The organism is Sorangium sp. So ce726, assembly GCF_051521405.1.
Taxonomy (GTDB): domain Bacteria; phylum Myxococcota_A; class Polyangia; order Polyangiales; family Polyangiaceae; genus Sorangium.
The window spans coordinates 10,810,147-10,835,702 of record NZ_CP150349.1 but is presented as its reverse complement, the minus strand read 5'-3'; the positions used below and the strand labels follow the sequence as shown (position 1 = coordinate 10,835,702).

General features: G+C 70.0%; 18 protein-coding genes. 14 read left to right on the top strand and 4 right to left on the bottom strand.

What is annotated here, in order from left to right; all coding sequences use genetic code 11:
- Positions 1 to 3: 3 nt before the first annotated feature.
- The 6 genes from WME79_RS40280 to WME79_RS40255 all read left to right on the top strand — a co-directional run bounded on the left by WME79_RS40280 (position 4) and on the right by WME79_RS40255 (position 9,700).
- Entirely contained in the window at positions 4 to 2,133 is a 2,130-nt protein-coding gene (locus WME79_RS40280) for a hypothetical protein (protein ID WP_437525972.1), read from the top strand.
- Complete coding sequence (locus WME79_RS40275) at positions 2,130 to 3,368, top strand: ABC transporter ATP-binding protein (protein ID WP_437525969.1); 1,239 nt, start codon at positions 2,130 to 2,132, stop codon at positions 3,366 to 3,368. The genes WME79_RS40280 and WME79_RS40275 overlap by 4 nt, the downstream gene beginning before the upstream one ends.
- On the top strand, positions 3,365 to 5,113 hold the full coding sequence (locus tag WME79_RS40270; RefSeq protein WP_437525965.1) for an ABC transporter permease: 1,749 nt from the start codon (positions 3,365 to 3,367) through the stop codon (positions 5,111 to 5,113). The genes WME79_RS40275 and WME79_RS40270 overlap by 4 nt, the downstream gene beginning before the upstream one ends.
- A 238-nt stretch (positions 5,114 to 5,351) precedes the next feature.
- Positions 5,352 to 6,602, top strand: coding sequence for a serine/threonine-protein kinase (locus WME79_RS40265; RefSeq protein ID WP_437525962.1), 1,251 nt, complete (start codon positions 5,352 to 5,354; stop codon positions 6,600 to 6,602).
- Positions 6,603 to 7,464: 862 nt separating this feature from the next.
- On the top strand, positions 7,465 to 8,700 hold the full coding sequence (locus WME79_RS40260; RefSeq protein WP_437525959.1) for a hypothetical protein: 1,236 nt from the start codon (positions 7,465 to 7,467) through the stop codon (positions 8,698 to 8,700).
- Positions 8,701 to 8,839: 139 nt separating this feature from the next.
- Entirely contained in the window at positions 8,840 to 9,700 is an 861-nt protein-coding gene (locus WME79_RS40255) for a hypothetical protein (RefSeq protein ID WP_437525956.1), read from the top strand.
- 39 nt (positions 9,701 to 9,739) lie between these two features.
- Here the strand turns inward: WME79_RS40255 and WME79_RS40250 are convergent, their stop codons facing one another.
- Positions 9,740 to 11,599, bottom strand: coding sequence for a hypothetical protein (locus WME79_RS40250; protein WP_437525954.1), 1,860 nt, complete (start codon positions 11,597 to 11,599; stop codon positions 9,740 to 9,742).
- Between the two features lie 209 nt (positions 11,600 to 11,808).
- Entirely contained in the window at positions 11,809 to 12,321 is a 513-nt protein-coding gene (locus tag WME79_RS40245) for a hypothetical protein (RefSeq protein WP_437525951.1), read from the bottom strand.
- Between the two features lie 383 nt (positions 12,322 to 12,704).
- Between WME79_RS40245 and WME79_RS40240 the strand changes: the two genes are divergently transcribed.
- Positions 12,705 to 13,625: a transposase gene (locus WME79_RS40240; protein ID WP_437525948.1), complete on the top strand. Its 921-nt coding sequence runs from the start codon at positions 12,705 to 12,707 to the stop codon at positions 13,623 to 13,625.
- A 178-nt stretch (positions 13,626 to 13,803) separates the two neighbouring features.
- Here WME79_RS40240 and WME79_RS40235 read toward each other — a convergent pair whose 3' ends face one another.
- Positions 13,804 to 14,706, bottom strand: a complete 903-nt coding sequence (locus WME79_RS40235; protein ID WP_437525945.1) for a hypothetical protein — start codon at positions 14,704 to 14,706, stop codon at positions 13,804 to 13,806.
- A 797-nt stretch (positions 14,707 to 15,503) separates the two neighbouring features.
- Here WME79_RS40235 and WME79_RS40230 point away from each other — a divergent pair.
- On the top strand, positions 15,504 to 16,262 hold the full coding sequence (locus WME79_RS40230) for a DNA methyltransferase (protein ID WP_437540037.1): 759 nt from the start codon (positions 15,504 to 15,506) through the stop codon (positions 16,260 to 16,262).
- A gap of 45 nt (positions 16,263 to 16,307) precedes the next feature.
- On the top strand, positions 16,308 to 17,267 hold the full coding sequence (locus WME79_RS40225) for a gluconeogenesis factor YvcK family protein (RefSeq protein WP_437525943.1): 960 nt from the start codon (positions 16,308 to 16,310) through the stop codon (positions 17,265 to 17,267).
- Positions 17,268 to 17,390: 123 nt separating this feature from the next.
- Here WME79_RS40225 and WME79_RS40220 read toward each other — a convergent pair whose 3' ends face one another.
- A complete protein-coding gene (locus WME79_RS40220) occupies positions 17,391 to 19,277 on the bottom strand; it encodes an APC family permease (protein WP_437525941.1) in 1,887 nt (628 codons plus the stop codon).
- Positions 19,278 to 19,741: 464 nt separating this feature from the next.
- On the opposite strand from WME79_RS40220, the gene WME79_RS40215 reads away from it, so the two are divergent.
- From WME79_RS40215 to WME79_RS40195, 5 genes are all read left to right on the top strand, one after another.
- Positions 19,742 to 20,125, top strand: coding sequence for a hypothetical protein (locus WME79_RS40215; protein ID WP_437525938.1), 384 nt, complete (start codon positions 19,742 to 19,744; stop codon positions 20,123 to 20,125).
- A 182-nt stretch (positions 20,126 to 20,307) separates the two neighbouring features.
- Positions 20,308 to 20,925: a hypothetical protein gene (locus tag WME79_RS40210; RefSeq protein ID WP_437525936.1), complete on the top strand. Its 618-nt coding sequence runs from the start codon at positions 20,308 to 20,310 to the stop codon at positions 20,923 to 20,925.
- A gap of 363 nt (positions 20,926 to 21,288) precedes the next feature.
- Positions 21,289 to 22,539 carry an STAS domain-containing protein gene (locus WME79_RS40205; protein ID WP_437525933.1) on the top strand — a complete coding sequence of 417 codons (1,251 nt, stop codon included), beginning with the start codon at positions 21,289 to 21,291 and terminating at the stop codon, positions 22,537 to 22,539.
- A 402-nt stretch (positions 22,540 to 22,941) separates the two neighbouring features.
- Positions 22,942 to 24,165 (top strand): STAS domain-containing protein, encoded by a 1,224-nt coding sequence (locus WME79_RS40200; RefSeq protein ID WP_437525931.1) that lies wholly within the window; start codon positions 22,942 to 22,944, stop codon positions 24,163 to 24,165.
- Positions 24,166 to 24,309: 144 nt separating this feature from the next.
- A complete protein-coding gene (locus WME79_RS40195) occupies positions 24,310 to 25,548 on the top strand; it encodes an STAS domain-containing protein (protein WP_437525929.1) in 1,239 nt (412 codons plus the stop codon).
- Positions 25,549 to 25,556: the final 8 nt, after the last annotated feature.

Genomic DNA, 25,556 nt, shown 5'->3' with positions numbered 1-25,556 from the left:
CGCATGGACGAGTTGCGGGAGCAGGCGATCCGGAGCGGGTCGCGGAGGAGGGGCGCGAAGGGCCTTGCGGGGGTGGCGTCGCTGGCGGCGCTCTTCTCGGCGGGGCCCGCGTCCGGGCAGGCGCCGCCTCTGTCGACCGCGACGGAGCTCGTCGTCGACGTGGCGCCTGTGCTTGGGACGAGCGGCGGGATGCCCTGGGGCTGGAACCAGGTCGTCGTGCGCATCCAGAACAACGGCGGCCGTGCAGCCAGGGGCGAGGTCGAGGTCGAGTCGAAGCGTTACTCCGACGAGCGCGTCTTCGTCGCGTCGGCGCCGTACGCCGTCGGGGCGGGCGCGTCGGTCGACGTGCGCGTGCCGGTGCACGTGTCGCCATTCGGCGATGTGCAGGTGCGGGCGCTCGATGAGGGCGGAGCGCAGGTGTCGTCGCAGGGGATCTCGTCGACCTCGCAGCACGCGGTGGTGCTCTTCGACGTCAGCGAGAGGTCGCTCCTCCGCGGGGGCCTCCACGACGCGCCGATCGCGCCGCTGTACATATCGACCAGCCGCGCGCCCGGGGGGACGCCGAGCCCTGTCCTCTGGGTCGGGCAGCCTCGCTTCGACAGCGCGACTGGCGACCCGCTGCTGCCCGACCGGGCGGCCCTGTACAACGCGGCGGACGCCGTGCTCATGCGCACCGACACGCTGTCCAGACTGAGCGGCTCCGAGCTCGAGGCGCTCGCAGGCTTCGTCCTCTCCGGCGGCACGCTGGCGCTGTCCGTCGCCCGCCCCGAGGATCTGCGGCACCCGACGCTCGCGGCGTTCGTCGGCGGTGAGGTCGCGAGGGCGCCCATCGCGCCGCCCACCCTCGTGGAGATCGCGCCGCCCGGTGGCTCCAGCGGCTTTGGCAAGCAGGGCAACGTGCTCCTGCCCGCGCCCAGCGCGACCCCCGCGGTGGCCGAGTCGCTCTGCGGCTGGTCGGGGGGCAACCTGCGCGGGAGCCCGTATGGCAGCTCGGCGTTCTACGGCCTCGGTGAGGTGCACCTGCTCGCGTTCGACCCCACGCGCTCACCCGCGGCCAGCGACCCGTGGGTGAAGATCCGGGTGGCCGATCTCGCTCGCCGAGCCTACGACCGTCGCTCCACGGTGGCCTTCCGCCCGGGGGAGGATGCGATGGGCGTCGACCTCGAGCCGGTGCGGCGGGAGCTCGATCCGAACGAGAGCTCCCGCTGGGCGATCGGGGTCTCCGCGCTGCTGCTCTGCTTTTACGCGGTGCTCGCCGGTCCGATCAATTTTTCGCGCGCCGCGCGGCAGGGGAGGCCGCTCCGCGCGCTCTGGCACCTGCCGGTGCTCGCTGCGGTCACGTTCGCGGTGATCGTCGGCGTGGGCCTGTTCGCGAAGGGGGTGCGCGGCCGGGCGCGCCACCTCACGTTGATCGAGGCGGGGGCCGGCATGACGAAGGGGGCGGTGCGCCGGTTCCGGGGCTTCTTCGTCGCCAGCGCGGAGGAGCTCACGGTCCGCACGACCGACCCGAGCGGCGTGATCAGCACGGCGGTGGTCGCCGAGCTCTCGGAGCGGCGCGACCGGTTGCTCGTGGACCGCGACGGGGCGCGGCTGACGAAGGTCGCGGCGCTCCCCTGGCAGACGGTGATCGTGCGTGAGGATGGGGCCGCGTCGCTCGGGGACGGCATCGCGATCGTCGCCGATCCGAGCGGCGACGTCGTCGTGAGCAACCGGAGCGGCCGCGACCTCCGGGGCGGCGTCCTGTGGCTACCGGAGGGCGCGGCCCGCTACTTCGCCCGCATCGGCGACGGGGAGAGGGTCTCGTCGCGCGCGGGGGTCGATCTCGCGGCGCGGAGCGAGGGGCAGGGCTGGCTCTCGCACGCGGGCTTCGCGCGGCGGGTCGGTGGCATGGACGTCCACGACCTCGGCGGGAGGCTGCTGACTCCGCTCCTCGAACCCGACGCCCCGGGGCTCGGCGCCGCGTGGCTGGCCATCGAGGAGGCGGCCGGCGGATCGGTCGACTGGTTCCCGGCCGGCGTGCCCGTGCTGTTCGGTCAGCTCGACGGCGGCGAGGGGCGCGCGAGCGACTCCGGGCTGCGGATCGACAGCGACCGCGTGCTCGTGCGGGTCGTGGGCTACGGAGGCCGGCCGTGAGCGCGGTGCTCGGCGGCGCACCGCCCTCCGGGGCGCAGATCGAGCGGCCTCGGCCGACGATCCGCGTCCGGCACCTCTCGCACCGCTTCGGCGCGTTCGACGTGCTGAAGGATGTCACCTTCGACGTCGGCCCCGGCGAGATCTTCGGCTTCATCGGGCCGAACGGCGCGGGCAAGACGACGACGATCCGCGTCATGGCGACCTTGCTCGAGCCCATGGCAGGGCGGGTCGAGATCGACGGCGTCGACGTGACGATCGACCCCGCGGCTGTCCGCCGCAGCATCGGGTACATGCCGGATCACGCCGGCGTCTACGACAGGATCACGGTGCGCGAGTACCTCGAGTTCTTCGCGGACGCCTTCCGGGTTCCATCGCTCGACGTGGTCGACGCCGTCCTGGAGCTGACCGATCTCGGCAAGATCCAGGACCGGATCGTCGCCACGATGTCGAAGGGGATGAAGCAGCGCCTCCAGCTCGGGAGGATCCTGCTGCACGATCCGAAGGTCCTTATCCTGGACGAGCCGGCGAGCGATCTCGATCCGCGCGCGCGCATCGAGATCCGCGATCTCTTGCTCGAGCTCCGGAGCCTGGGGAAGACGATCTTCCTGTCGTCGCACATCCTCACGGAGCTCTCCGATGTGTGCACGTCGATCGGCATCCTCGAGAAGGGCCGCCTCGTCGTCGCCGGGCCGATCGGGGAGATCGCCGCGCGCCTCGAGGCGGTGCGCGCGGCGCAGGCGCACGGGCACGCGCCGCCGCGCCACGCCGCTGCGCCGGGCGCGTACGGGGCGCAGGCGCACGGGCACGCGCCGCCACGGCACGGGCCCGAGGCGGCCACGTCCGACGGCGCGCCGGTGGATCCGGCCGCCGTCGATCACGCGCAGGCCGGCGGTCCGCCGCCCGGATACGGCCCGCACCCGCCGCACGCCGCCGGGTCGACGAGCGCGGGGCAGGCGGCCTACCCGGCGCTCTCACAGATCTCCCGGCGCAAGGTCAAGGTGCGGGTCCTCGGCGATCCCGAGGCAGCGGCCTTCCTGGTCAGGGGGGGGCCGGGGATCACCGACGTCGACATCGTCGCAGGAGCCGTGCATGTCGGCTACGTGGGCACCGACGTGAAGATCGCCGAGATCGTCCAGCACCTCGTGCGCAGCGGCGTCGGCGTGATCGGCGTCGAGCCGGAGCGCAATGAGCTCGAGAGGATCTTCCTGGAGGTCACGCAAGGAGAGGTGCAGTGAGCGTGCAGACTGGCACATCGCCGACCGCCGGCCCGGCGTCGCAGCGGCTCGTCGATCGAGCGCGGCATCGCGTGGGGCGCATCCTTGGCGAGCCGAACCCGATCTGGATCCGTGAGCTCAAGCAGGCGGCGCGCCTCGCCCGCACGCCGATCATCCTGCTGGTGCTGGCCGTGCTGATGGCGCTGCTCGTGGCGACCATCGGCGGCATCGCGGCGAAGGAAATCGCGCCTGCGAAGACGGGCGTGATCCTGTTCCAGGTCTTCTTCTCGCTCGCGTACTTCGTGGTGGCGCTGGTCGGACCGGCGGTCGCCGCGAACAGCATCGCTTCGGAGCGCGAGGGGCGCACCTGGGAGGCGGTGCTCCTGACGGGCATCCCGCCTGGCGAGATCGCGCGAGGCAAGTTCCTCGCCGCTTACACGGCGATCTCGATGTACGTGGTGATGCTCGCGCCGGTCGGGGCGCTGCCGTTCCTGTTCGGCGGGATCACCGCGATGGAGGTGGTGATCGCCTTCCTGTTCCTCTTCTTGATCGCGCTGCTCAGCGTGGCCTTCGGCCTGGCGATCAGCTCGAAGATGGGGAGCCTGCGCGCGGCGATCCTCGTCACGCTGCTGCTCGCGTTCCCGCTGTCGATCGGCCTGTTCTCGGCGGGTGGCTCGGGGCTCTCGTACGCGGCCCACCTGGCCTGGCCGGAGGTGCCCGAGGGGCCGCCCATCTGGCTCCCGATCGCCTACCAGCGCGCGCCGCTCGGCCTCGATTACGTGCTCTTCCTGCTCCTCCTGCCGATCGCGGCGATCGGCATGCCCGCGTGGTTCCTGTACCAGGTGACCGTCGCGAACCTCACGAGCGAGAGCGACGATCGCTCCTCCGGGCTGAAGACGTGGTTCGCGGTCTGCGCGCCCGTGACGACCGCCGCCGCCGCGGTGCCGGCGTTCTCGGTGGACCCCTCCGATCGCCTGCCCGCGATCGTTGCGGGCGTGTGCGCGGCGCTCTCGTTTCTGATCTTCTGCGTGTTCCTCTTTGCCGGAGAGCCGATCGGCCCATCGCGCCGCGTCGAGGTTCACTGGGCTCGGAGCCGCGCCAGCCGGCTGCGCCGCTTCTTCGGCCCCGGCGTGATGCGCTCGGCGTACCTCCTTCTCGCGGTGGGGGTCCCCGCCCTCGCCGCGCTCTGGGTCGTCGGGCACTGGCTGAGCCTTGGCGCATCGGTCACGACGCCGGAGATCCTGGCGCAGCAGGTCCAGCACGTCGCCGTCTACGCGCTCGCCGTCTACGTGTTCCTCGTCGGGCTCAGCGCGTTCCTGCGCACGCGGATCGCCTCGCCCCTGGTCACGCGGGCGCTGCTCCTGACGCTGCTCTTCACGATCGCGGTCGGCCCATGGATCGTCGCCGCCATCGCCGGCCTCGTCGCGGAGCTCGACACGAGCGAGAGCGCCCTCCTCGTCGCGGCCCCGTCGCCGTTCTACGCGTTCGTGATGCTCTCCAAGGCCGATCAGGGCGATGCGGGGTCTGTCATCGCCGCCGGGTACATGGCTGCAGCTGGCTGGGTCGCCGTCGGGCTCGGCCTGCTCTCCGCGGCCCGCGCGCGCTGCGCTGCCGTCGTCGCGCAACGCGAGGCAGCCTTCGCCGAGACGGACGCGCTCCTCGCCCGGGAAGACGAGGCCGCGCTCGCGGCGGAGCAGGCTGCGCCGCCGCACGCGGGCACGCCCGAGCACGGCGAGCCAGGGAGCGCCGCGGGCACCGCCGCCTGATCACGGGGGCGTGATCGCGACGCGCTCCGAAATCGTACGCACACGTATCTTTGTGTGGAAATTTGGAACGCGACCAGGGAATGCAGCAGGATGCGCTGCGCGCGCATCTGTCGAAATCTTGGGCGTCCTGTGGCGAGCGTGTGAAAAGAGCGCTCGCGCGCTCGAGGTCCGGGAGCGAGAGGGGATCTCGATTCCTCGCGTCGTGTGACGACGGCGGCACCACCTCGACCCGCAGAGGATGGCCTTGCCTTCGCACGAAGACTGCCGATGCGCGGCGCCTGAGCTGAGCGATACCTTGCTGGATGGTACGCCGTACCGGCCCGTGCGCCGGCTCGGGCGAGGGGGAATGGGCGAGGTGATCGAGGCCGCGCACGTGGGCCTCGACAAGCCCGTGGTGGTGAAGCTCCTGCACCGCGACCTGAACCGTGAGCCGCGGCTCGTGGAGCGGATGCGCGTCGAGGCGCAGTCGCTGGCGCGGCTCGCCCACCCGAACCTGGTGACCGTCACCGATTTCGGGCGGACCGCCGAGGGGAGGACGTTCCTCGTCATGGAGCGGCTCTACGGCCGGACGATGCGCGAGGAGCTCGCGGCGCGCGGCGCGCTGCCGGCGAGGGAGGCGCTCGATCTCGTGACGCAGACGCTGGCGGGCCTCGCGGCGGCGCACGGCGCGGGCATCGTTCACCGCGACGTGAAGCTCGAGAACCTCTTCGTGTGCGACGCGGATGCGCAGGGGCGGCGCGTGGTGAAGGTGCTCGATTTCGGGATCGCCAAGGTGGTCGCTCCGCGCGGCGATGGGCGGGCGCCGGCGCCGTCGCTCTATCAGACGGAGGAGGGGGTGCTCGTCGGTACGCCGCGCTATCTCTCGCCCGAGCAGGCCTGCGGGCTCGCCGTCGATGCGCGCACCGACGTGTATGCGGCCGGCGTGGTGCTCTACACGCTGGTCGCCGGCCGCGATCCGTTCGAGCAGTTGAGGCGCGTCCACGAGCTCGTGCGCGCCCATGCGAGCGAGGTCCCCGCGCCGCCGTCGAGCCACGCGCCACGGGCGGTGCCGCCGGAGCTCGACCGCGCGATCATGAGGGCGCTGGAGAAGCGCCCAGAGCTCCGTTTCCCGGACGCAGTGGCGTTCGCGGCGGAGCTGTCGCGCATCGCCGCGGGGCTTTCGGCAGGGGTGGATGGTGGGTCGGTCGTACCGTCGGGGGCGTACTGGCAGCGCACGGCGCCGCTGACGCTGCCGCCGGTCCGGGCGCCGGTGCTCCCACCGACGTTGAGCGCGACCGTGAAGGCGTTCGGCCTCACGGCGCCGGACATGGCAGCGCGGCCCGCCCCAGGGGTTGCGCTGCAGCGCGCATCGGAGGCGCACAGAAGCAGGGCGCGGCGCGCGCGGCGGCCCGCGCGCCCTCAGGCCAGCTGGGCGGCCATGGGATTGCTGGTGGTGAGCGTGGTGCTCTTCGGCTTCACCCTGGCGTTGCTGGTGAGCTTCGTGGGCTGACAGGCGGGTACGGCGTCGTCGCCGCGGATGCCAGGAACGTCCACCCGGTGTGACGAACCCGCTACGATGCGGGCTGCGGAATGGGAGCGCTGGCGCTGAGAGGGGCAACCTGGGTGCGGGCCAGGAGGCAGCTCAACCTGGGTGCGGGCCAGGAGGCCAGGAGGCAGCTCAACCTGGGTGCGGGCCAGGAGGCCAGGAGGTAGCTCAACCTGGGTGCGGGCCAGGAGGCAGCTCAACCTGGGTGCGGACAGTGCGGACAGTGGGGTGCGGACAGTGGATGCTGGATGGGTGCAAAAAATCGATGTCGTGGCATGCGAGAAGTCTGGCAGCGTAGTACTGGGCAACACGCGTGTGGTTCGGTGAGGAAGCAAGAAGGTGGCCAGGCTCAACTCCGCGCGCCGTCGACCCGCGGAGCCGCGCCTCGCGCGCCGTCATGGTCCACGACATCAGAGCCTTCGGGCATCGAGAGCCGCCGCCGTCAGGGACGTGACCGCGGCGGCTCTCGATGCCCGTGCCCTGCCGTGGGGCGGCCTTGGCATCGCTCCGGAGGGGGTGGTGACGCTTGGGTGCGTGGTGGTGGCGGCCGGGTGGAGTATCTTCGGGTCCATGCCGTGGCCCTGTCCCCGAGCGAGCTCCGAGGTATCGTGCGCGGGCCAGCGCACGTTCGACGCTGGCCTTCGGCGCCCCCGGGCTCGTCGGAGCGCTGCCGCGGCACCCGCCACGCCGTCTGCAGTGCAGCGGTCGAGGCAGATCACCTCGGGAGCGCGCCCATGACAGCGCGGCGTCTTGTACCGGGGGCTCGATGCGCTGCTGTTCACGTGGGGCAGCAGCGCGCCTTTTGCGCGTGGCGAGAGGGGCAGGCATGACCAACAGGAACGCGAACAAGAGCTCGCCAGGGCAGCCGGCGGCTCAGGGCGCTGCGGGTGACGCCGCGCCGCAGCAACCGACGCTGCCGCAGCAGCCGCCGCGCGGGTACGACACGCCGAATTTTGCATCGCAAGAGCACCCCTCACCGGCGCAACAGCGAGCGCTTACGCAGGAGCCGCGCCGCAGACCTGAAGAAGGAAACACCGGCCCCGCAGCGCCGCCCGCGGAGCGGATGGTGCAGTGGGGCGACCCCAGGCCGCGGCGCCGCCAGGATCGCGAGGCGGGGCCGAGCGACAAGCAGGTGTATGTTCCTCCGGTCACGCTGCCTCCGAACCGAGAGCACCAGGCGATGGATCAGCAGAAGATCCAGGTAGCGCCGTCGCTGTTGAAGGGCGTCGACGAACGGAACCGGCCGACGATGCGCAGGATCCCTGTGCAGGGGTTGCCGGGCCCCCCGACGGGTGCTCCCGATGGGCAGGGCGGCGCGCGTCCCGGTGGCGTTCGCACGGCCCGCGTCGGCGTCGGCAGCGGCGTCTGGCCGCCGCCCGAAGACGAGTCGTCCGGCTCGCGCGGGCCGTCGTCCCGGAAGCAGCGACCGATTGCAGCGGCCGCTCCCCAGCCAGCAGCCGGCGCGTCTCGAGCGGGGCTGCAGCCGACCGCTGCGCGGGCCGATGCCACCGCGGTGACCGCAGCGGCCGCTGCGGCGGTGCTCGCGGCGCGCCGCCGCCGGGCCCCGCTGGCGCTCTTCGCGTTGCTCGTGTTTCTAGGGAGCGCGACGGTCGCAGGCTTCTGGGTGCTGTGGCGCGCCGCCAATCCGACGAGCGAGCAAGATCCGGCGCTGGCCGAGGGCGGCCGCGTTCCCACGCCCGATCCCGCCGCCCTCGCGACGCCCACCCCGAGCGCGCAGCCCGAACATCCGCCTCCGGTGGCGATCGAGCCGCCACCCACGGCAGAGCGACCTGTTCCTGCCGTGTCCGAGGTTCCGACGGCGTCGCCCACGGCGGAGCCGAGCTCGCCGCCCGCACACTCCGCGGCCACGGTCGCCGCCCGTCCGTCCTCAACGCGTCCTGCTGGGCAGGTGAAGCGCCCCGCCAAGCCTCCGACCGCGCCGGACGACATCTACGAATCGGCTGTGAGCCCTCCGATCCCACCTCAGGTCCCGCCGTCCGCGCCCTCTGCGTCGCCCACGACGCCCCCGGGCACGACCGCTCCCCCGCGTCCGTTCCCCTGACGCGCCGCCTCTCCGGATTGCATTCCTCCCGCCAGCCACCATGCGAAAGCCATTCTTGAAATACCTGTCTCTACTCCTCCCGTGCGCGGCGGTTCTTCTGGGGCCGAGCGTCGCGAGCGCGACCGGCGAGGCTCGGCTGATGCCGAACTCTCCGACCGACGCCCCGCCTGCGACGTCGCGCGCGGGCGAGCGCGCCGCGCAGCTCTACCGGGAGGGGAACAGGTTCTACGATGAAGCGCGATTCGCCGAGGCTGAGGCGCGTTATCAGGCGGCGTGGGATCTCCAGCAGAGCTTTGACGTGGCCGGCAACCTCGGGAACGTCGAGCTGGAGGTGAATCAGCCCCGCGAGGCGGCCGAGCACCTCCAGTATGCGCTCAATACCTTTCCGCTCGGCGAGAAGGCCGAGAAGAAGAGCTTCCTGCAGAAGCGGCTCGCCGTCGCCAGGTCGCAGGTCGGCGCGCTTCGCATCAGCGTGAACGTCGACGATGCCGAGGTGCTGATCGATGGCAAGGTCGTCGGGCATTCGCCCCTCGACACCGAGGTGTTCGTCGATCCCGGCAAGCGCACGATCGAGGCACGCCGCGCTGGCGCCAGGACGTCGACGTCGCTGCTCGTGGCGAGGGGCTCGGACCAGAGCATCGCCCTCAGCCTCGATTCGGGCCCGAACATTCCGCTGGTGGTCGCGGGCGGGGCCGTCGGGCTGCTCGGGCTCGCATCGGGCGTGACCTTCGCGATCCTCTCCACGGCAAAGGGCGAGTCCGCAGCGACGGAGCCGCTCGGCAGCGCGAGGCGCACCGACCTGCGCGACGCCCAGACCACGCTCGCCAACGTCTCGTTCTGGAGCTTCCTCGGCGGCGGCGTGGTGCTCGCGGGGACGGCCTTGTACGCGTTCTCCACGTCGAGCCGCGCGCCGGTCACGAAGGCCGGGCTCCCCCGGTTGTATGCCGCGCCCTTCGTGAGCGCAGAGGCGAACGGCCTGCTGCTGGGCGCGAGCTTCTAGGCCGGTGGGCGCTGCGCGCTCCACGTCTGGTCCCCGGACTCAGCGCGGCTGGAAATAACGGCCTACCTGCTCGCGGTACTCTTCGGGGACATCGCTGCGCTCGACACCGCCGACCTCCTGGGGACCCACGACACCGAGCGCGCTCTCGCCGCGCACGTTGGCGGTGTCTCCGGTGCGCCCGGCTGCTCGGCCCGTCACGAGCCCGGGCATCGGCCTGCCCGGGTTAAGCCTCGCGCTGGCGCGTGAGCGCAGCTCACCCCCGGCGATCGCGCCGGTTTGCCCATCGTGGCTGCCCGGGCCGCCGCCCTCCGAGTGACCTGGCTGCGCCGACCCTTGCTTGCCGGCCCCGCCCCCTGACGAGCTCTGCTGCCCGCCCTGCCCGCGCTCCTGGCTGCCCAACCCCGGTGGGCCTGCCCCGCCTGCCATCGGCATCGGGAGCGGCGTCCCCCCGAGCTGCCCCTCGGCCTCGCCCGCTCCGCGCTGTGCATCGTCGAGCGCTCGTTGGCGCTTCGATTCCTCGCTGCTCGGGCTCCCCTCCTGGGCCATCTGGCGCAGCTGTTCCTCGAGCTGCTGCTGTCCGTCCGGCGTCTCGAGCTGCCGTGCGAGCTCGCGCATCTGCTCCTTCGACATGGGCTCTCCGAGCGCGCTCTCGGGGGACTGGGCCATCCGCTGCTTCAAGCGGTCGGCGAGCCGCTTGCGCTCCTCGGGGCTCAATTTCTCGAGCGCCTTCTCGAGGCTGCCAGCAAGCCGCCGCGCGTCGCGGTCGCTGCCGGTCCGGGCGAGCTCGCGGAGCGCGTCGCGCCCCTCGTCGCCGAGCCCGTCGCCGAGCGCCTCCGCCAGCTCCCTCAACGCGTCGGCCTGCTTGCCGCGCTGATCCAGCAGCTTGCGCTGTTCCTCGAGCGCCTTCGCCACGCCGGGGGCGCCGGCCCTCTTGGCGGCTTCGGCAGCCTCCTCGAGCACCTTCCGGGCCCGTTCGCGGTCGTCCCGTTCGAGCTTGTTCGCGAGCCGCGCCATCTCCTCGTCGAACGCCACGAGGTCGCGATCGCCGAGCGCCTTCGCAGCCCGCTTCAGCTGAGGGTCTTCTCCGAGCTTGCCGAGCGCCGACTCCATCCCATGACGCTGCTCGCCCTCGCCGAGCGACAGCCGCTCGGCCGTGATCGCGTCGCGGAGCCTGCCGAGCTCGGCCTGCGCTTCGCGGCGCTCCACGCCGCTCTTCAGCTTTTCGCGGAGCCTCTTCGCGTCGTCTGAGAGCTTTTTCAGCCGATCGTGTTGCTCGGCGTCCCGAGCGTCGATCTCGGAAAGCTGGACCACCCGCCCGAGGCCGGCGATCTCGGCGAGGCGCACCTGCTCGGCCCCGGGCGGGGGCGCTGCTGCCGCGGGCGCTGGTGGCAGAGGGAGCCAGCTGAGATAGCCAATGGCCGCTGCCGCGAGCGGGGCTCCGGCATGCCAGCGTCGCCACAGGGGCGTGCGGACCTGCCGGGCGGTTGCGGCGTCGAGGGCCGCGGCCGCGTGGGCGAACACCACCTCGCGGGCCGCGGATGCGCTGGCGCCGGGCGCGCCATCCGCTGTGTCCTCGGCTGCCGCGAGCTCAACGGCCGTGGAGACCGACTCGGCGGAGCCGAGCTTGCCGTCGAGAAACAGCGCGACGTTCGGGTCAGTCCACCGGCGCCGGCGCGCCACCGCTGCGCCAGCCACAGCGCCGAGCAGGCTGCCCGCGGCCATCCAGGGGCGGAGCGCGCCTTGCCGCATGTGCCAGGCGACGGCCGCGCCTACCGCGCCGAGCACCATCCCAGCGGCGGCGCCCGTGAGGACCAGATCGAGCGCGAGCCGCCGCCGGACGCGGCGAGACCACCGAGCGAACGCGGCGCTGAACCTCCGCTGGGGAGACGCATCGACCATGGATCGAGGTGTACCTGCGGGCAGACGCGCCGGCCAGCGCTGCCTCGGGGCACTCCTTCAAGCCTCATTGCGGCACGCAGTGCCCGACGTCGCGTCCGGTGCGAGCGTCTCGCGCTCTGTGGGGACCGCCCTGTGGAGCGGCGTCGGTCGTCTTGAGCCACGACGGGTCGCGGAGGAGCTGTCCTCGGACGTATCGCGCCACCGCCCCCTCACGGGACGAAGCACCATTTCAAGTGGAATGACGCGAACTCGAGGCGCGCTGGAACAACGTCCTGGGCAGCGCCGAGCAAGTTCAGGCCACAGTCAGCGAAAGAGAACTTGCAATCGTGCGAGTCCTCGGACGATGTCCGGAGCGTCGCATGGCAAGAGCCATAGAAAAGCGCATCGTCGACGTACATTCGCATGTTCACGACAGCAGCGTCGCCGCCCTTGCGCTTGCTGCCGAGCACATGGAGATCGAGGTAGTAGAAGCCCCTCCTGTCCTTCGAGTGATCCACCAGCTCCAGATTGGTTTCGCCATTGAGACGGGAGCAGTCAACGTCCCAGCTGTCGTCGAATCCGGCGACAGGCAGCTTGCCGCTATCCCCCGTGTCAAGCACCAAGCTCTCCCCGTTCACGGTCATGACCGCCATGCCGTACGCTTCAGGAATTTCCGGGCTAGTAGAGCACCCGAACGGCGAGAGCGACAGCACGAGGCCTTGGGCGAGGAGGGGTCGGTGCATGGGAGTTCTCCAGCAGCATGGCGGGCGAGAGCATCGCACGAGGTCGACAACCATGAACGCGCGCAATGTGGTTGATCCATGCGCCGTGCCAGATGTCAACCGGAAACGGAGGCCCCTGTTGGCCCCGTGCCACCGGAAACGGAGGCCCCTGTTGGGCCCGTGCCGGGCTGACCGACGTTGCCGTTGACTGCCGGCCCGGCCGGTCTGACCGACGTTGCCTTGGTGGTGGTGGTGAGACCCGATACGTGTTGTCTACGGGGCGGTCCCAGGCATAGGCCATGGCGGGCGCCGGCGGAAAACGGGAGCCGCCAGGGTCGCGAAAATTTAAGTATGCGAAATCATTGGCCGCAAGCCCGGGCACGCGTTTGGCATAGTCGGTAGTCATGAGCCAGCCTCGCGCTATCGTTGCAGGTGCCACCTATCTCCTCACACGACGCGCGCTGCGGCGACACCTCCTCTTCCGACCGGATGCCGCGATTACTCAGCTGATCATCTATGCACTCGCGGTTTCGGCCAGGCGCTACGGCATTCGCCTGCATGCGTTGTGCGCCATGTCCACGCACCTGCACATCGTCGTCACTGACGTCGAAGGCGTACTTCCGCGATTCCTGCAACTGTTTCATCGCCTCGTGGCGCTGGGGACCAAGGTGCTCCGAACCTGGGAGGGGCCGGTCTGGGGCCACGAAGCGACCAGCGTTGTTCGCCTCTTGACGCGGGCGGCCGTGGTGGAAAAGATTTCATATTCACTGGCAAACCCGGTCGAGGCGGGGTTGGTGCGACGTGCGAAGGAATGGCCGGGAGCGAAGGTGCTCGTCAACGAAATCGGCCGCGGCGAGCTGCGGGCGAGGCGTCCTGACCTCTACTTTGCTCCGAGCAACCCCGCGTGGCCCGAGGACGCCGCCATTGCGATCTCGCTTCCGCCAGCTGTGACGGATGATGACGCGGACGCCTTTCGGCGCGAGGTGACGGCGGAACTCGAGCGGAAGGAAGCCGAGGCGCACGCCGCGATGCATCGGAATGGCCGCGGTTTCCTCGGCCCCGAGCGCGCATGCACGGTGTCGCCCGACGCTCGCGCGACGAGCGTCGAGGCGCCTCGCGGCCTCAATCCAACATTTGCGGTGGGCAGAGGACATGCAGACGCACGAAGGACCGCGGTTGCCGCTGTTCGTGCATTTCGCGCAGCGTACCGCGAGGCGCTTCAACGATGGCGTGCAGGGCTGCGCAGCGTGGCGTTTCCGGCAGAAACGTGGTGGATGCGCGTCTTCCATGGCGTGGCCGTGAACGATGAGGCGCTCGTGTCGTAAAAGGAGAACGATCGGGATGCCGACGCGGCAGCTGGGCTGCTGATCGAGGGCGAGTGAGCGACAGCCGCCCTCCGTTCGCGTGCATACCTGGTTTTCGTGTGAAACTACACGTCAAGGGTGCCGCGATCGCGTGATCCGGCCTCGTGGCCCAGGAAGCGCGGGCTGTCCGAGCGCGTCGTTACAGCGGTAGGGGGAGCTCGATATACGGCTCGGTGATCCTGCCGACGACGATATCGCGCATCTGCGTCCCATAGTAGGTCGATCCCGATTGCGTGCTCCAGGCGTGTCCCACGATCGTCCCGTTGCTGTTGGCATACAGGCGCATGACGCCCCTGCCAACACCCTCGTGCCAGGAGCCGTCCGCGTTGCGCCGGGTGTCGTTTGTCCCGTGGCCCGTGGTGCTCGAGTCGAGGACGAGGAGCGCGTACTGGATTGTCCCCGTGACGAACGGATAGGTCGCCACGCGTGGCACCGCAGTGCCTGCGGCGATGGCGACGTGCCCGCTCGCCGTGCTCCCCGTCGGATACTCGATCGCGACGATATCGCCAGCCTCGATCTCGCTCACCGTCATGATCTGCTCGAAGCCAACCTCTTCGATGATCCTGTCGTGGTACCGCGCGGCGTTCGGGCTCATGCTGCCGAACCATGTGTTGATGTCGTAGACGGACAGCTGATAGGCCTGCTTGAGGACGTTCGTGACGAACGACGCGCACAGGCTGCGGCTCCGATAGTCCGTGGCTCCTCCGACGCCGGCCCAATAAACATAGGTCGTGCCGCTTCCATATTCGTTGTTTACCGGTGCGATGTGGGTCACGAGCGTGTCGGCCCAGTAGAAATGGCTCGGCTCTCCGGCCGTCTGGCCCTCTGCCGGGCGCGGCGCGAGCAGGCTCAACCCCGCCAGAACGACGGCCGGGAGCGCGCGAACAGCGGCTCCCGAGCTCATGCGCTTCAATGCAATCATTATTTCCTCCCGTGTGGAATCGATGGCCCCGCGTAGGCTGGTCACACCGGTGTCGGCCTCATCGCGGGCATCGCCGCAGAGCGCCGGCAAAGCGAAGTTGCGCACCAAGCCACCGAACATACGCCGAACGAACGATCTCTTCAATCACCGGCACGAAGGCGGCACACGGGCCGTGCGCGATCCTGCGCGGATAGTGTTCCCCTCATTTCCACAGGCTGTCTCCTCCGGGCGACCTCCGTGCACGTCTTCGTAGATCCGCGCGTCGATGCCCACCGCAGGGGGCGGCGCGGCGGTGGCGCGGGGATCACGGCCGGTACGGAGAGGGCGCGGCCGTCGCGACCGACGTTGCGTCCGACGACGGCCGTCGCGACCGAGGTTGGCGGCCGTCGCGACCGACGTTGCGCCAGACGACCGCCGTCGCGACCGACGTTGCGCCGGAAGGCCGTCGCGACCGAGGTTGCGCCCGACGTCGACTGGAGGCCGGCGATGTCGTACGGGTCGGCCGATCCCGGGCGCTCGGGGAGCGCGGTCGGCGAGAGCCCGAGGCGCTGGCGAAGCGCGCCCCGCCCGCGCCGCGTGGCGCGCGGGTCCAGGCGGGTCGCCGGGGCCGAGCTCCGCCGTTTTGTTGACAGATCCGCGCAGATCGATTGGATGGCCGCGTGCCCCCCGTGAAGCGCGCATCGATCCACCTCCAACCCACCCTGACGCTCGGCGACGCGCTGGAGCACTACGCCTCCTGGCCGAGACCCACCGTGATTGTCTCCGACGGTGCTTATGGCGTCTCCGGTTTTCCCGGCGATCCCCCGACGCACGACGGGCTCGCCGCGTGGTACGCGCCCCACGTCGCCGTCTGGTCAGAGCGCGCCTTGCCGTCCGCCACCCTCTGGTTCTGGGCGACGGAGGTCGGCTGGGCGACGGTGCACCCGCTGCTCGAGCAGCACGGATGGGAGTACCGGACCTGCCACGTCTGGGACAAGGGCATCGCCCACATCGCGGGCAACGCGAACACCCGGACGCTGCGCAAGTTCCCCGTGGTGAGCGAGGTGTGCGTGCAGTACGTGCGCAAGGTCCTCCTGGAGAGCGCCGGCGTGCGGCTGCCCCTCAAGACCTGGCTGCGGCACGAATGGGAGCGCTCGGGCCTCCCCCTGCGCCAGACGAACGAGGCGTGCGGCGTGAAGAACGCGGCCACGAGGAAGTACTTCACCCGTTGCCACCTCTGGTATTACCCCCCGGCCTCGGCGTTCGAGCAGCTCGCCGCCTTCGCGAACGCGCACGGCCGCCCCGAGGGACGACCCTACTTCTCGGTCGATGGCAAGCGGCCGTTGACGGGCGAGGAGTGGGCCACCCTGAGAGCCAAATTCCATTGCGAGGTCGGCGTGACCAACGTCTGGCACGAACCCGCGGTCCGCGGCCCCGAACGCTTCAAGGAGGACACGCGGTCGATCCACGGCAACCAGAAGCCCCTCAAGCTGCTCGATCGCATCATCCGCGCTTCGTCCGATCCAGGCGATGTCGTCTGGGAGCCATTCGGGGGGCTCTGCTCGGTCGCGGTGGCGTCCTTCGCCGCAGGGCGGCGCTGCTACAGCGCCGAGATCGCGCCCACGTACCACGCCGTCGCGTCGCGCCGCCTCGCGAAGTGCGCGCCGCAGCCGCGCGCCGAGATCTCGGCGGCCTGACGGTCGGTCTCTGCCCCGCTCGTCCGCATGGTAGCCTGCTCCCCGATGGCGACGCCGAAGATCGTGACCGTGGGAGGGGGGACCGGCCATTACACGCTCCTCACGGGTCTGCGCGCCCTGAGCGCCCGGATCACCGCGATCGTGACCATGATGGACTCGGGCGGCAGCTCCGGAAGGCTCCGGGACGAGTACGGCCTCCTGCCGCCAGGCGACTTCACGCGTTGCCTCGTCGCCCTGTCCGAGCACCCGGAGGCGCTGAAAGAGCTGCTCGGCCACCGCTTCCGCTCGGGGAGCCTCGGCGGGCACACCCTGCGCAACCTCATATTCACCGCGGTGCAGGAGATCACCGGCTCGCTCCCCCTCACGGTCGAGCGCCTGCACGAGATCTTCTCCGTCAAGAACCGCGTCCTCCCGGTCACGATGGATCACGTCGATCTCGTGATGCACCTGGAGAACGACCGGACCATCCGCGGGGAAGCGTCGATTGACAACCTCTCCGACATGCTCGATGCGCCAGTGCTCTCGGTCTATCTGGATCCCGAGGCCCAGGCGTACCCAGCGGCGCTCGACGCGATCGCGGACGCCGATCTCATCATCCTCGGGCCGGGAGACCTCTACACGAGCCTCGTGCCGAACCTCCTGGTCAAAGGCGTGCGCGAGGCCATCGCGGCGAGCCGCGCCCGCGCGATGTTCGTGTGCAACCTGATGACGAAGCCCAACGAGACCCCCGGCTACACGGTCGAGGACTTCGTGGGGACCATCGCCATGTACCTCGGCGAGGCCCGGCTCGACGCGGTGCTGGTCAACGACGTCTGGCCCTCCGAGGGCCTGGAGGAGTACGCCTCCGCTGGCTCTGAGCCGGTCGTTACCTCGCCGGACAAACCGCTCGCCTCCGACCTCCTCGTCCCCGCCGACCTCCTGTTCGGCGGCAAGCTGATTCGCCACGACCCGCACAAGCTCTCGGCCGCGATCGTCTCCCTCGCCCGCCAGCGATCGTGGTGGTGAGGCCCCGGGCCAGGCTCCTCCGCGCCTGGCCCCGCGCTCGACGGCCACCCGCGGCGCGCTCCCGGGACGCGGCGCTCCCGGGCCGGTCGGGCGGCCTCGCGCCGGCGCGGCCACACACGACGATCAGGCGGTCTCCGGCGCGTCGGGCAGATAAAAGGGCGTGTTGACGATCACGATGCCCTTCCCGCCCCGGAAGAGAAGGAGCCATTTGAGGATCGATGCCGTGTGGTTGTGGAGCAGGTAATGGTACCAGCGTGACTCGACCACTTCCGGCACAACGACCGCCACCTGCCGATCCGGGTGGGCGTGCGCGAGGGTGGTGACGAAGCGGAGCAGCGGCCTGAAGAGCCGCCGGTAGCGGGACCGCACCACCGAGAGCCGTGGCGCCGGTACCCCCTTCTGCTTCGCGGGCTCCTCCACGAGATCGCGCCATTCGCCGCTCAGGTCCTCGACGCGAGGATCGTCGAGGAGCACCTGGAGCGCGTAGACCTCAGGTGAGAGCCGGAGCGCGAAGCGGAGCCCCTTCTGCGCCACGAGGTCCCAGCGCCTGATCGGCACCACCACGATCGGCGGCGGAGGTGGGGTGAGGTCGAGCGGCGCGCGGGCGCGGACCACCTCGTCGATGTGCTTGTAGTGGCGTCGCACATTGCAGAAGATGAGAAAGGCCCCGATCACGAGCAGGGTCGAGATCCACGCCCCCTCGGTGAACTTCGAGAGGATGATGACGACGAGCGTGGCGGCCGTGGCCGTGGCGCCGGTCGCGTTGACGGCGAGGTGGAGCCGGGAGCGCTTGCCGCGGACCCTGCGCCAGTGCGCGGTCATCCCCGCCTGCGACATCGTGAAGGCGAGGAACGCGCCCACCGCGAAGAGCGGGATGAGGGCGTCGGTGATGCCCTGGAAGACGACGAGCAGGAGGGCTGAGAGCCCGGCGAGGACGCCGATGCCGTAGGAGAAGGCGAGGCGCCTGCCGCGGTGGATGAAGGGCTCGGGCAGGAAGCGATCGAGCGCGAGCAGCTGACAGAGGCGGGGGAAGTCGGCGAAGCTGGTGTTGGCGGAGAGCATGAGCACCGCCACCACGGCGGCCAGGGTCACGTAGTAGAAAGGGCCGCGCCCCACGACCGCGCCCACGATCTGCGAGACGATGCTCTGATAGCCGCTCCTGCCGGGCTCGGTGGCGGTGATCCCGTACGCCCGCGCGAGGATCGCGATCCCGGCGAGCAGGATGCCGAGCGAGGCGACGATGTACGAGAGCGTCCGGCGCGCCTGCCTGGCGCTCGGCTTGCGAAAGGCGGGGACGCCGTTGCTCACCGCTTCCACGCCGGTCATCGCGGTGCACCCGCTCGCGAAAGAGTGGCAGAGGAGCCCCAGGCTCGCGGCGCCGAGCGCGACGGGCAGCGAGGGCGGCGCGACCACGGGCGGCGGGTGCCCTCCGTGGAGGATCGTCTTCCCGATCCCGATCGCGATCACCGCGAAGAGACAGCCGAGGAACGCGTACGTCGGCACCAAGAACACGAGGCCCGCGGTGCGGAGCCCGCGCAGGTTGGCCGCGGTGAGCAGGGCGAGGACGGCGAGGCAGAGGCCCAGGGTGTGGGGCAGGAGCGCGGGCATCGCGGAGACGAGCGCGCCCACCCCCGCGGAGATGGCGACCGCGACGTTGAGTATGTAGTCGATGAGCAGGGCCGCCGCCGCGACGAGGCCGGCGCGCGTGCCGAGGTTCTCCTTCGCGACGATGTATGAGCCGCCGCCGCTCGGGTACGCGGCGATCGTCTGGCGGTACGAGACGTAGACGATCGCGAGCAGCCCGATGACCAGGGCGCTGAGCGGCACGATGTAGTGGACGCCGTGCGCGCCGAGGGGGAGGAGCACGGTGAGCGCGGCCTCGGGCCCGTACGACGCGGAAGCGAGCGCGTCGAGGCCCAGGACCGGGATGCCGGAGAGCGGACCGATCTGTTCCTTCTCCTCTTCATCGGAGGCCAGCCGCCGGCCGAACAGCACCGTCGTGAGCGACATGGGCGCAGGCAATTCACGCAAGGCGTGTGCCGGGAGCGAGCTCCGTCGCGCGCGCGTCGGTCTCGGAGGCGCGGCGTGCAACCGGCGCTCCAACCTCGCGCCGAGCGCTCGTCAGCGGTGCTGGTCGAGCACGAGCGTCGCCTCCATCCGCGTGGGCGCAGCCCGCCACATTCGAGGTCTGCACGGACCGCCTCTCCTCCGATGCGAGACGATGTCGTGTGAGCCGATCGAGGTGGGATCATTTGCCACGCCCGGCCAAGTTGCCTCATCGCAGACGGGCGCCCTCGCCTGCGAGCGTGCTCGCCGCTGGAGCAAGCGGCTCGCCTGCTGCTGGCGCGAGCCGCGCGGGCTCACCTTTGCTGCGCGTCGGCCGCTCCGGCGCTTCCTGCTGGTATGTGCTTCGCATAGCGCCTGGAGCTATAGCCAACTCAGTGGCTGATCATCTCAGGACGAGGTAGAGCGCTATGAGCATCGGTAACGACCAGTACACTTCGGGCGGGTACAAGAACGGGATTTACGAGGGCGGCTCGCAGGAGTCCGGCTCGCACGAGCCTGGAGCGCAGCAGGCGCAGGGCGGCGAGGGCGCGGTGAACCTCGACATGCTGCTGAAGTTCGCCAAGGACATCCAGACCAAGGTCAAGGACGTCCCGTACATCGTCCCGATCGCGATCGGCGGAGCGGCGTTTGCGATTGGCGTGCTCGCCAGCTCGAAGATCCTGCGCCAGCTCACCCTCCTCGCCGGCGGCTACGCGGTCAAGTACGCGATCCAGAACGTCCCCAGGGAGCCGATCGTCGACTTTGCAAAGAAGGTCGTGTCCGACTCGTACCGGGCGTCGTCGAGGGCCTGAGCCGGGGAGGCGCAGCGGCGCGCGCAGCGGCGTTCGCCCGCATGCAGCCGTGCGACCTCTGGCGGAAGGCAGCCTGACCTGAGATCCTACCTTCGCCGCGCCGGCGGCACACGCACCCCTGCTTCTGGCATCATGGAGGCGGTGGTGCGGACGTGCCGCCAGCGCGTGGCCGGGAGGACGCCATGGACATCCGGGAGAGCATCGAAGTCCGCTGGTTCCTGCCTGCGGACGACGCTCGGGCGGCGCGGCTCGTGTCGTGGTTCTCGCGTGCGTTCTCCGAGGCGCCCCGGCATGACCGCTACCGGCGCCTCCGGCGCGCCGATCTCGGGATCAAGAAGCGCGGCGGTCGGCCGAAGAGCCTGGAGGTCAAGTTTCGGGTCTGCGCGTTCGGATCCATCCACCTCTCTCCCACGGTGCTGGGTGAGCTGGAGCGGTGGACGAAGCTCACCCTCTCGTCGACGGACGCCGATGACAGCGGGTGGACGACCCTCACGAAGGAGCGCCGCGTGAGGGTGTTCGGGCTGGTGGGCGGACGCGCCGTCGAGGTGATGGACGGCGAGCACCCCGGAGCCGGATGTGCTGTCGAGCTGACGCGCGTTGCCGTGGCGGAAGGCGAGGGCGCGGCTGCTCCGGCGGCGTGGTCGCTGGGCCTCGAAGCGTTCGGTCCGCCAGAGATCTTGCTCGAAGCGCTCTACGCCGTGGGCCGCGCGGTGTTCGTGGAGGTGCCCGACCTCGGCCTTACGTCCGTTGAATCAAAGGGGTATCCGGCGTGGCTCGCCGAGCGGTCGACGGAGCGGTGAGCGGAGGGGCTCGCCGTCGCAGCGGCCTGCTGATCCCTGAGCTCGACACCTCCTTCGCGAGCGCTCGCCTGGCGTGCTCGAGCATCTCCAGCGAGCCGTCCAGTCCGCGCGCCGAGCAGCCGTGCAGCCGCTCCAGGAGCGCGGCCGCGAGCAGGCCCTCACTGCAGCAGAGCTCGCGAGCGTCTCGTCTTTCTCTTCCATACGCCATGAAGATACGCCCGTTGGCCATGGCCCGCCGCCGCGAGCGCCTGCTCGCAAGCACCCGCGCCGGAAATGGCATCGCCGCGAGAGACATTCCCTCGAGGGCATCGCGTGGGATACCTTCCTGCCATTCTGATATCCAGGGGAGAGGGGGCCTGCGTGATGAGCGTTGCTTCGAATGGGTTATTTGCTGAATTTTTCTCCAGCTGTCCTGAGCTGCTCTTCGTCGCCTCGACCGCAGGCGGACTGCTCCACGAGAATGAAGCCTTGCGGGAGATCCTTGGCCCCATGAGCGAGGGGGGTGCGACCCTTGCAGAGCTCGCTCACCCCGAGGATCGCGCGGCGCTCCTGGACGCGTGGGCGAAGCTCGAGCAGACCGGCGAGCCCATCTCTCTCTGCCTCCGTGTCCGCGACGCGCGCGGGGCGTACCGGTCGCTGTCGTGCAACGCGAAGCGTTCGCCCGATCGCAGCGCGGTCTTTGGGTCGCTCCGGCCGACATCCGAGATCGATGACAAGGAGCTGATGACCCTCCGCAACAAGGCGCGCATCCTGGACAGCATCGTCGAGCACGTGGACAACATGGCGTTCTGGGCGCTCGACAGCGAAGGAACCTGTTTTTATCACGATGGCAAGGCGCTCGGGACCGCCGGGTTCAAGCGCGGGCAGCTCGTCGGGGCCAACTGGTTCGAGCTGTATGGGAACCAGGCAGACGCAGCTGTCGATGACGCGCCCGTCGACAGCGTGCGCCAATGGTTCGACGGCAAGGTGCGCCGCTTTCGCAGCGACATGCTTGGCGTCTACTGGGACAACTGGATCACCCCGCTTCGTGGGGAGGACGGCGAGCCCGGGAGAGGCTTGCTGGGGCTGTCGTTCGACATCTCGGAGTCCAGGACCACAGAGAAGGAGCTGCGCGCCCAGCTGCAGCAGATCGAGGCGCAGCAGAAGGTGATTCGCGATCTGTCGACGCCGATCATCGAGGTGTGGGACGGAGTGCTGACGCTGCCGATGGTAGGGACGGTGGACAGCGTGCGGACGGCGGACGTGATGGACAGCCTGCTGTCGAAGATCGTGGAGAAGCAGGCGCGCTTCGCGATCCTCGACCTGACCGGCGTCGAGGTGGTCGACACGAAGGTCGCGAGCCACCTGATCGAGCTTATCACAGCGATCCGGCTGCTCGGGGCCGAAGGCATCGTCGCGGGCATCAAGCCGAACGTCGCGCAGACGATGGTCGCGCTCGGTCTCGACCTCTCGCAGCTCACCACGCAACGTAACCTCCGCGCGGCGCTCCAGCATGCGATCCGGAGCATGACCCGCCCGGAGAACCCCCCGCGCGGCGATGCCGGAACATCCGCCGCCGGTGTTGCGCCTTCCGCCGTCGGCGCGATGACGTCCGGCCTGCCGGCGCCCGGCTGACCACGCTGTGCGTCGTGCCTGCGCGCCTGTCCGTGGTCTGTTGCCGCACACTCGGCTCCTGCACTCTCACAACAAGGTGAACGACATCACCTCGCCGGCGTGCCAAGGACTGCTCCCAGCGAAATGACGATCGCGCTGCACCGCAAGGTTCACCTCGCGGAGGGGTCCAATCTCCCGGATGGGCCCGCGCGTCCGGGAGGCGTGCCGTCAGATCCATGAACACTGCACAGGTTGTCGTGCTCGGTGTTGCCCATCACACGCAGGCCCGTTGTGAGCTCGCTCCTTGGCGCAGCGCGTGTCTCGACCGCTCAGGCGCCGCGACGGGCCTTCCCCCGAGGGCATCGCGTACGATACCTTCATGTTCTTCTGGTGTCCTGACGTGCCGCGGAGAGGGCTCGCGCAATGAGTGTTGCTTCGAATGCGCTGTTCGCCGAGTATTTCGCCAGCTGTCCTGAACTGCTCTTCGTCGCCTCGGCCGGGGGCGGACTGCTCCACGAGAACGAGGCGCTGCGGGAGGTCATCGGCCCCGCGAGCGCGGAGGGTACGACGCTCGCAGAGCTCGCACACCCGGAGGATCGAGCAGCGATCCTGGATGCGTGGGCGAAGCTCGAGCAGGCGGACGAGCCCGTCTGTTTCCGTGTTCGCCTTCGCGACGCGCGCGGGGCGTACCGGTCGCTGTCGTGCAACGCGAAGCGTTCGCCCGATCGCAGCGCGGTCTTCGGAGCGCTCCGGCCGACACCCGAGATCGATGACAAGGAGCTGACGACCCTCCGCAACAAGGCGCGCATCCTGGACAGCATCGCCGAGCACGTGGACAACATCGTGCTCTGGGGGCTCGACAGCGAAGGAACCTGTTTTTATCACGACGGCAAGGCGCTCGAGAGGGTCGGGCTCAAGCCTGGGCAGCTCGTCGGGGCCAACTGGTTCGAGCTCTACGCGAACCAGCCAGAAGCGTCCGGCACCGAGATACCCGCGTCGGAGATGCGCAAATGGTTCGACGGGGCGGTGCGCCGCTTTCGCAGCGACACGCTCGGCCTCTACTGGGACAACTGGCTCACCCCGCTCCGTGGCGAGGACGGCGAGGCCGGGGGCGGCTTGCTCGGCATGGTGTTCGACATCTCGGAGTCCAAGCGCACGGAGAAGGAGCTGCGCGCTCAGCTTCAGCAGATCGAGGCGCAGCAGAAGGTGATTCGCGATCTGTCGACGCCGATCATCGAGGTATGGGACGGAGTGCTGACGCTGCCGATGGTAGGGACGGTGGACAGCGTGCGGACGGCGGACGTGATGGACAGCCTGCTGTCGAAGATCGTGGAGAAGCAAGCGCGCTTTGCCATTCTCGACCTCACCGGCGTCGAGGTGGTCGACACGAAGGTCGCGAGCCACCTGATCGAGCTTATCACAGCGATCCGGCTGCTCGGGGCCGACGGGATCGTCGCGGGCATCAAGCCGAACGTCGCGCAGACGATGGTCGCGCTCGGGCTCGACCTCTCGCAGCTCACCACGCAACGCAACCTCCGCGCGGCGCTCCAGCATGCGATACGGAGCATGACCCGCCCGGAGAACCCCCCGCGCAACGGCGCCGCGACGGCCGGCGCCGCGACGCCCGGCCTGCCGGCGCCGGGTTGACTGCGCTGCGTGTCACGGGCGCTCGCCGCCGCCGCAGAGCAGCACCTGAGCTGGAACGGGGAGCGGTGGAATGGGCCCTTCCCACAAGGGCTTTGCGCACGATACCCTTGTGCCCTGTTCATGCCCCGAGGAGGGGCCCATGTGATGAGTCAGACGTCGAACGCGCTGTTCGCTGAGTATTTCGCCAGCTGTCCGGAATTGCTCTTCGTCGCCTCGGCCGGGGGCGGATTGCTCCACGAGAACGAGGCGCTGCGGGAGGTCATCGGCCCCGCGAGCGCGGAGGGCACGACGCTCGCAGAGCTCGCCCACCCGGAGGATCGAGCAGCGCTCCTGGACGCGTGGGCGAAGCTCGAGCAGGCGGACGAGCCCGTCTGTTTCCGCGTTCGCCTTCGCGACGCGCGTGGGGCGTACCGGCCGCTGTCGTGCAACGCGAAGCGTTCGCCCGATCGCAGCGCGGTCTTCGGGGCGTTCCGGGCGACACCCGAAATCGGCGAGGAAGCGCTGACGAATCTCCGCAACAAGGCGCGCATCCTGGACAGCATCGCCGAGCACGTGGACGGTATGAGTTTCTGGGCTCTCCGCCCTGATGGGATCTGTTTTTATCACGACGGCACGGGAGTCGAGAGGATCGGCCTCAAACGTGGGCAGCTCGTCGGGGTCAACTGGATCGAGCTCTATGGAAACCAGCCAGATTCAGGCGGCGACGACGTCTCCGGGCTCGACACGCCTGACATGCGCAAATGGTTCGACGGGAAGGTGCGCCGCTTTCGCACGGATTCGCTCGGTACCCACTGGGACAACTGGGTCACCCCGCTCCGTGGGGAGGACGGCGAGGCCGGGGGCGGCTTGCTGGGGCTGTCGTTCGATATCTCGGAGTCCAAGCGCACCGAGAAGGAGCTGCGCGCTCAGCTTCAGCAGATCGAGGCGCAGCAGAAGGTGATTCGCGATCTGTCGACGCCGATCATCGAAGTCTGGGACGGCGTGCTCACGCTGCCGATGGTGGGGACGGTCGACAGCATGCGCACCGCCGATGTAATGGACAGCCTGCTCTCGAAGATCGTGGAGAAGCAGGCGCGCTTCGCCATCCTCGACCTGACGGGTGTCGAGGTGGTCGATACGCAGGTCGCGAGCCACCTGATCGAGCTTGTCACGGCGATCCGGTTGCTTGGGGCCGACGGGATCGTCGCAGGGATCAAGCCGAACGTCGCGCAGACGATGGTCGCGCTCGGGCTCGACCTCTCGCAGCTCAATACGCAGCGCAACCTCCGCGCGGCGCTCCAGCATGCGATCCGGAGCATGACCCGCCCGGAGAACCCCCCGCGCAACGGCGCCGCGACGGCCGGCGCTGGCGCCGCGGCGCCCGGCCTGCCGGCCCGGGGCTGACCGCGGCG

Excerpts from the sequence above, each read along its gene's own strand:
- WME79_RS40220 (WP_437525941.1), bottom strand. The coding sequence starts at position 19,277 with ATGTCGCTCACGACGGTGCTGTTCGGCCGGCGGCTGGCCTCCGATGAA.
- WME79_RS40215 (WP_437525938.1), top strand. The coding sequence starts at position 19,742 with ATGAGCATCGGTAACGACCAGTACACTTCGGGCGGGTACAAGAACGGG.
- WME79_RS40205 (WP_437525933.1), top strand. The coding sequence starts at position 21,289 with ATGAGCGTTGCTTCGAATGGGTTATTTGCTGAATTTTTCTCCAGCTGT.
- WME79_RS40250 (WP_437525954.1), bottom strand. The coding sequence starts at position 11,599 with ATGGTCGATGCGTCTCCCCAGCGGAGGTTCAGCGCCGCGTTCGCTCGG.
- WME79_RS40225 (WP_437525943.1), top strand. The coding sequence starts at position 16,308 with ATGGCGACGCCGAAGATCGTGACCGTGGGAGGGGGGACCGGCCATTAC.
- WME79_RS40200 (WP_437525931.1), top strand. The coding sequence starts at position 22,942 with ATGAGTGTTGCTTCGAATGCGCTGTTCGCCGAGTATTTCGCCAGCTGT.
- WME79_RS40245 (WP_437525951.1), bottom strand. The coding sequence starts at position 12,321 with ATGCACCGACCCCTCCTCGCCCAAGGCCTCGTGCTGTCGCTCTCGCCG.
- WME79_RS40240 (WP_437525948.1), top strand. The coding sequence starts at position 12,705 with ATGAGCCAGCCTCGCGCTATCGTTGCAGGTGCCACCTATCTCCTCACA.
- WME79_RS40265 (WP_437525962.1), top strand. The coding sequence starts at position 5,352 with ATGGCCTTGCCTTCGCACGAAGACTGCCGATGCGCGGCGCCTGAGCTG.
- WME79_RS40235 (WP_437525945.1), bottom strand. The coding sequence starts at position 14,706 with ATGTTCGGTGGCTTGGTGCGCAACTTCGCTTTGCCGGCGCTCTGCGGC.
- WME79_RS40255 (WP_437525956.1), top strand. The coding sequence starts at position 8,840 with ATGCCGAACTCTCCGACCGACGCCCCGCCTGCGACGTCGCGCGCGGGC.
- WME79_RS40260 (WP_437525959.1), top strand. The coding sequence starts at position 7,465 with ATGACCAACAGGAACGCGAACAAGAGCTCGCCAGGGCAGCCGGCGGCT.
- WME79_RS40280 (WP_437525972.1), top strand. The coding sequence starts at position 4 with ATGGACGAGTTGCGGGAGCAGGCGATCCGGAGCGGGTCGCGGAGGAGG.
- WME79_RS40210 (WP_437525936.1), top strand. The coding sequence starts at position 20,308 with ATGGACATCCGGGAGAGCATCGAAGTCCGCTGGTTCCTGCCTGCGGAC.
- WME79_RS40195 (WP_437525929.1), top strand. The coding sequence starts at position 24,310 with ATGAGTCAGACGTCGAACGCGCTGTTCGCTGAGTATTTCGCCAGCTGT.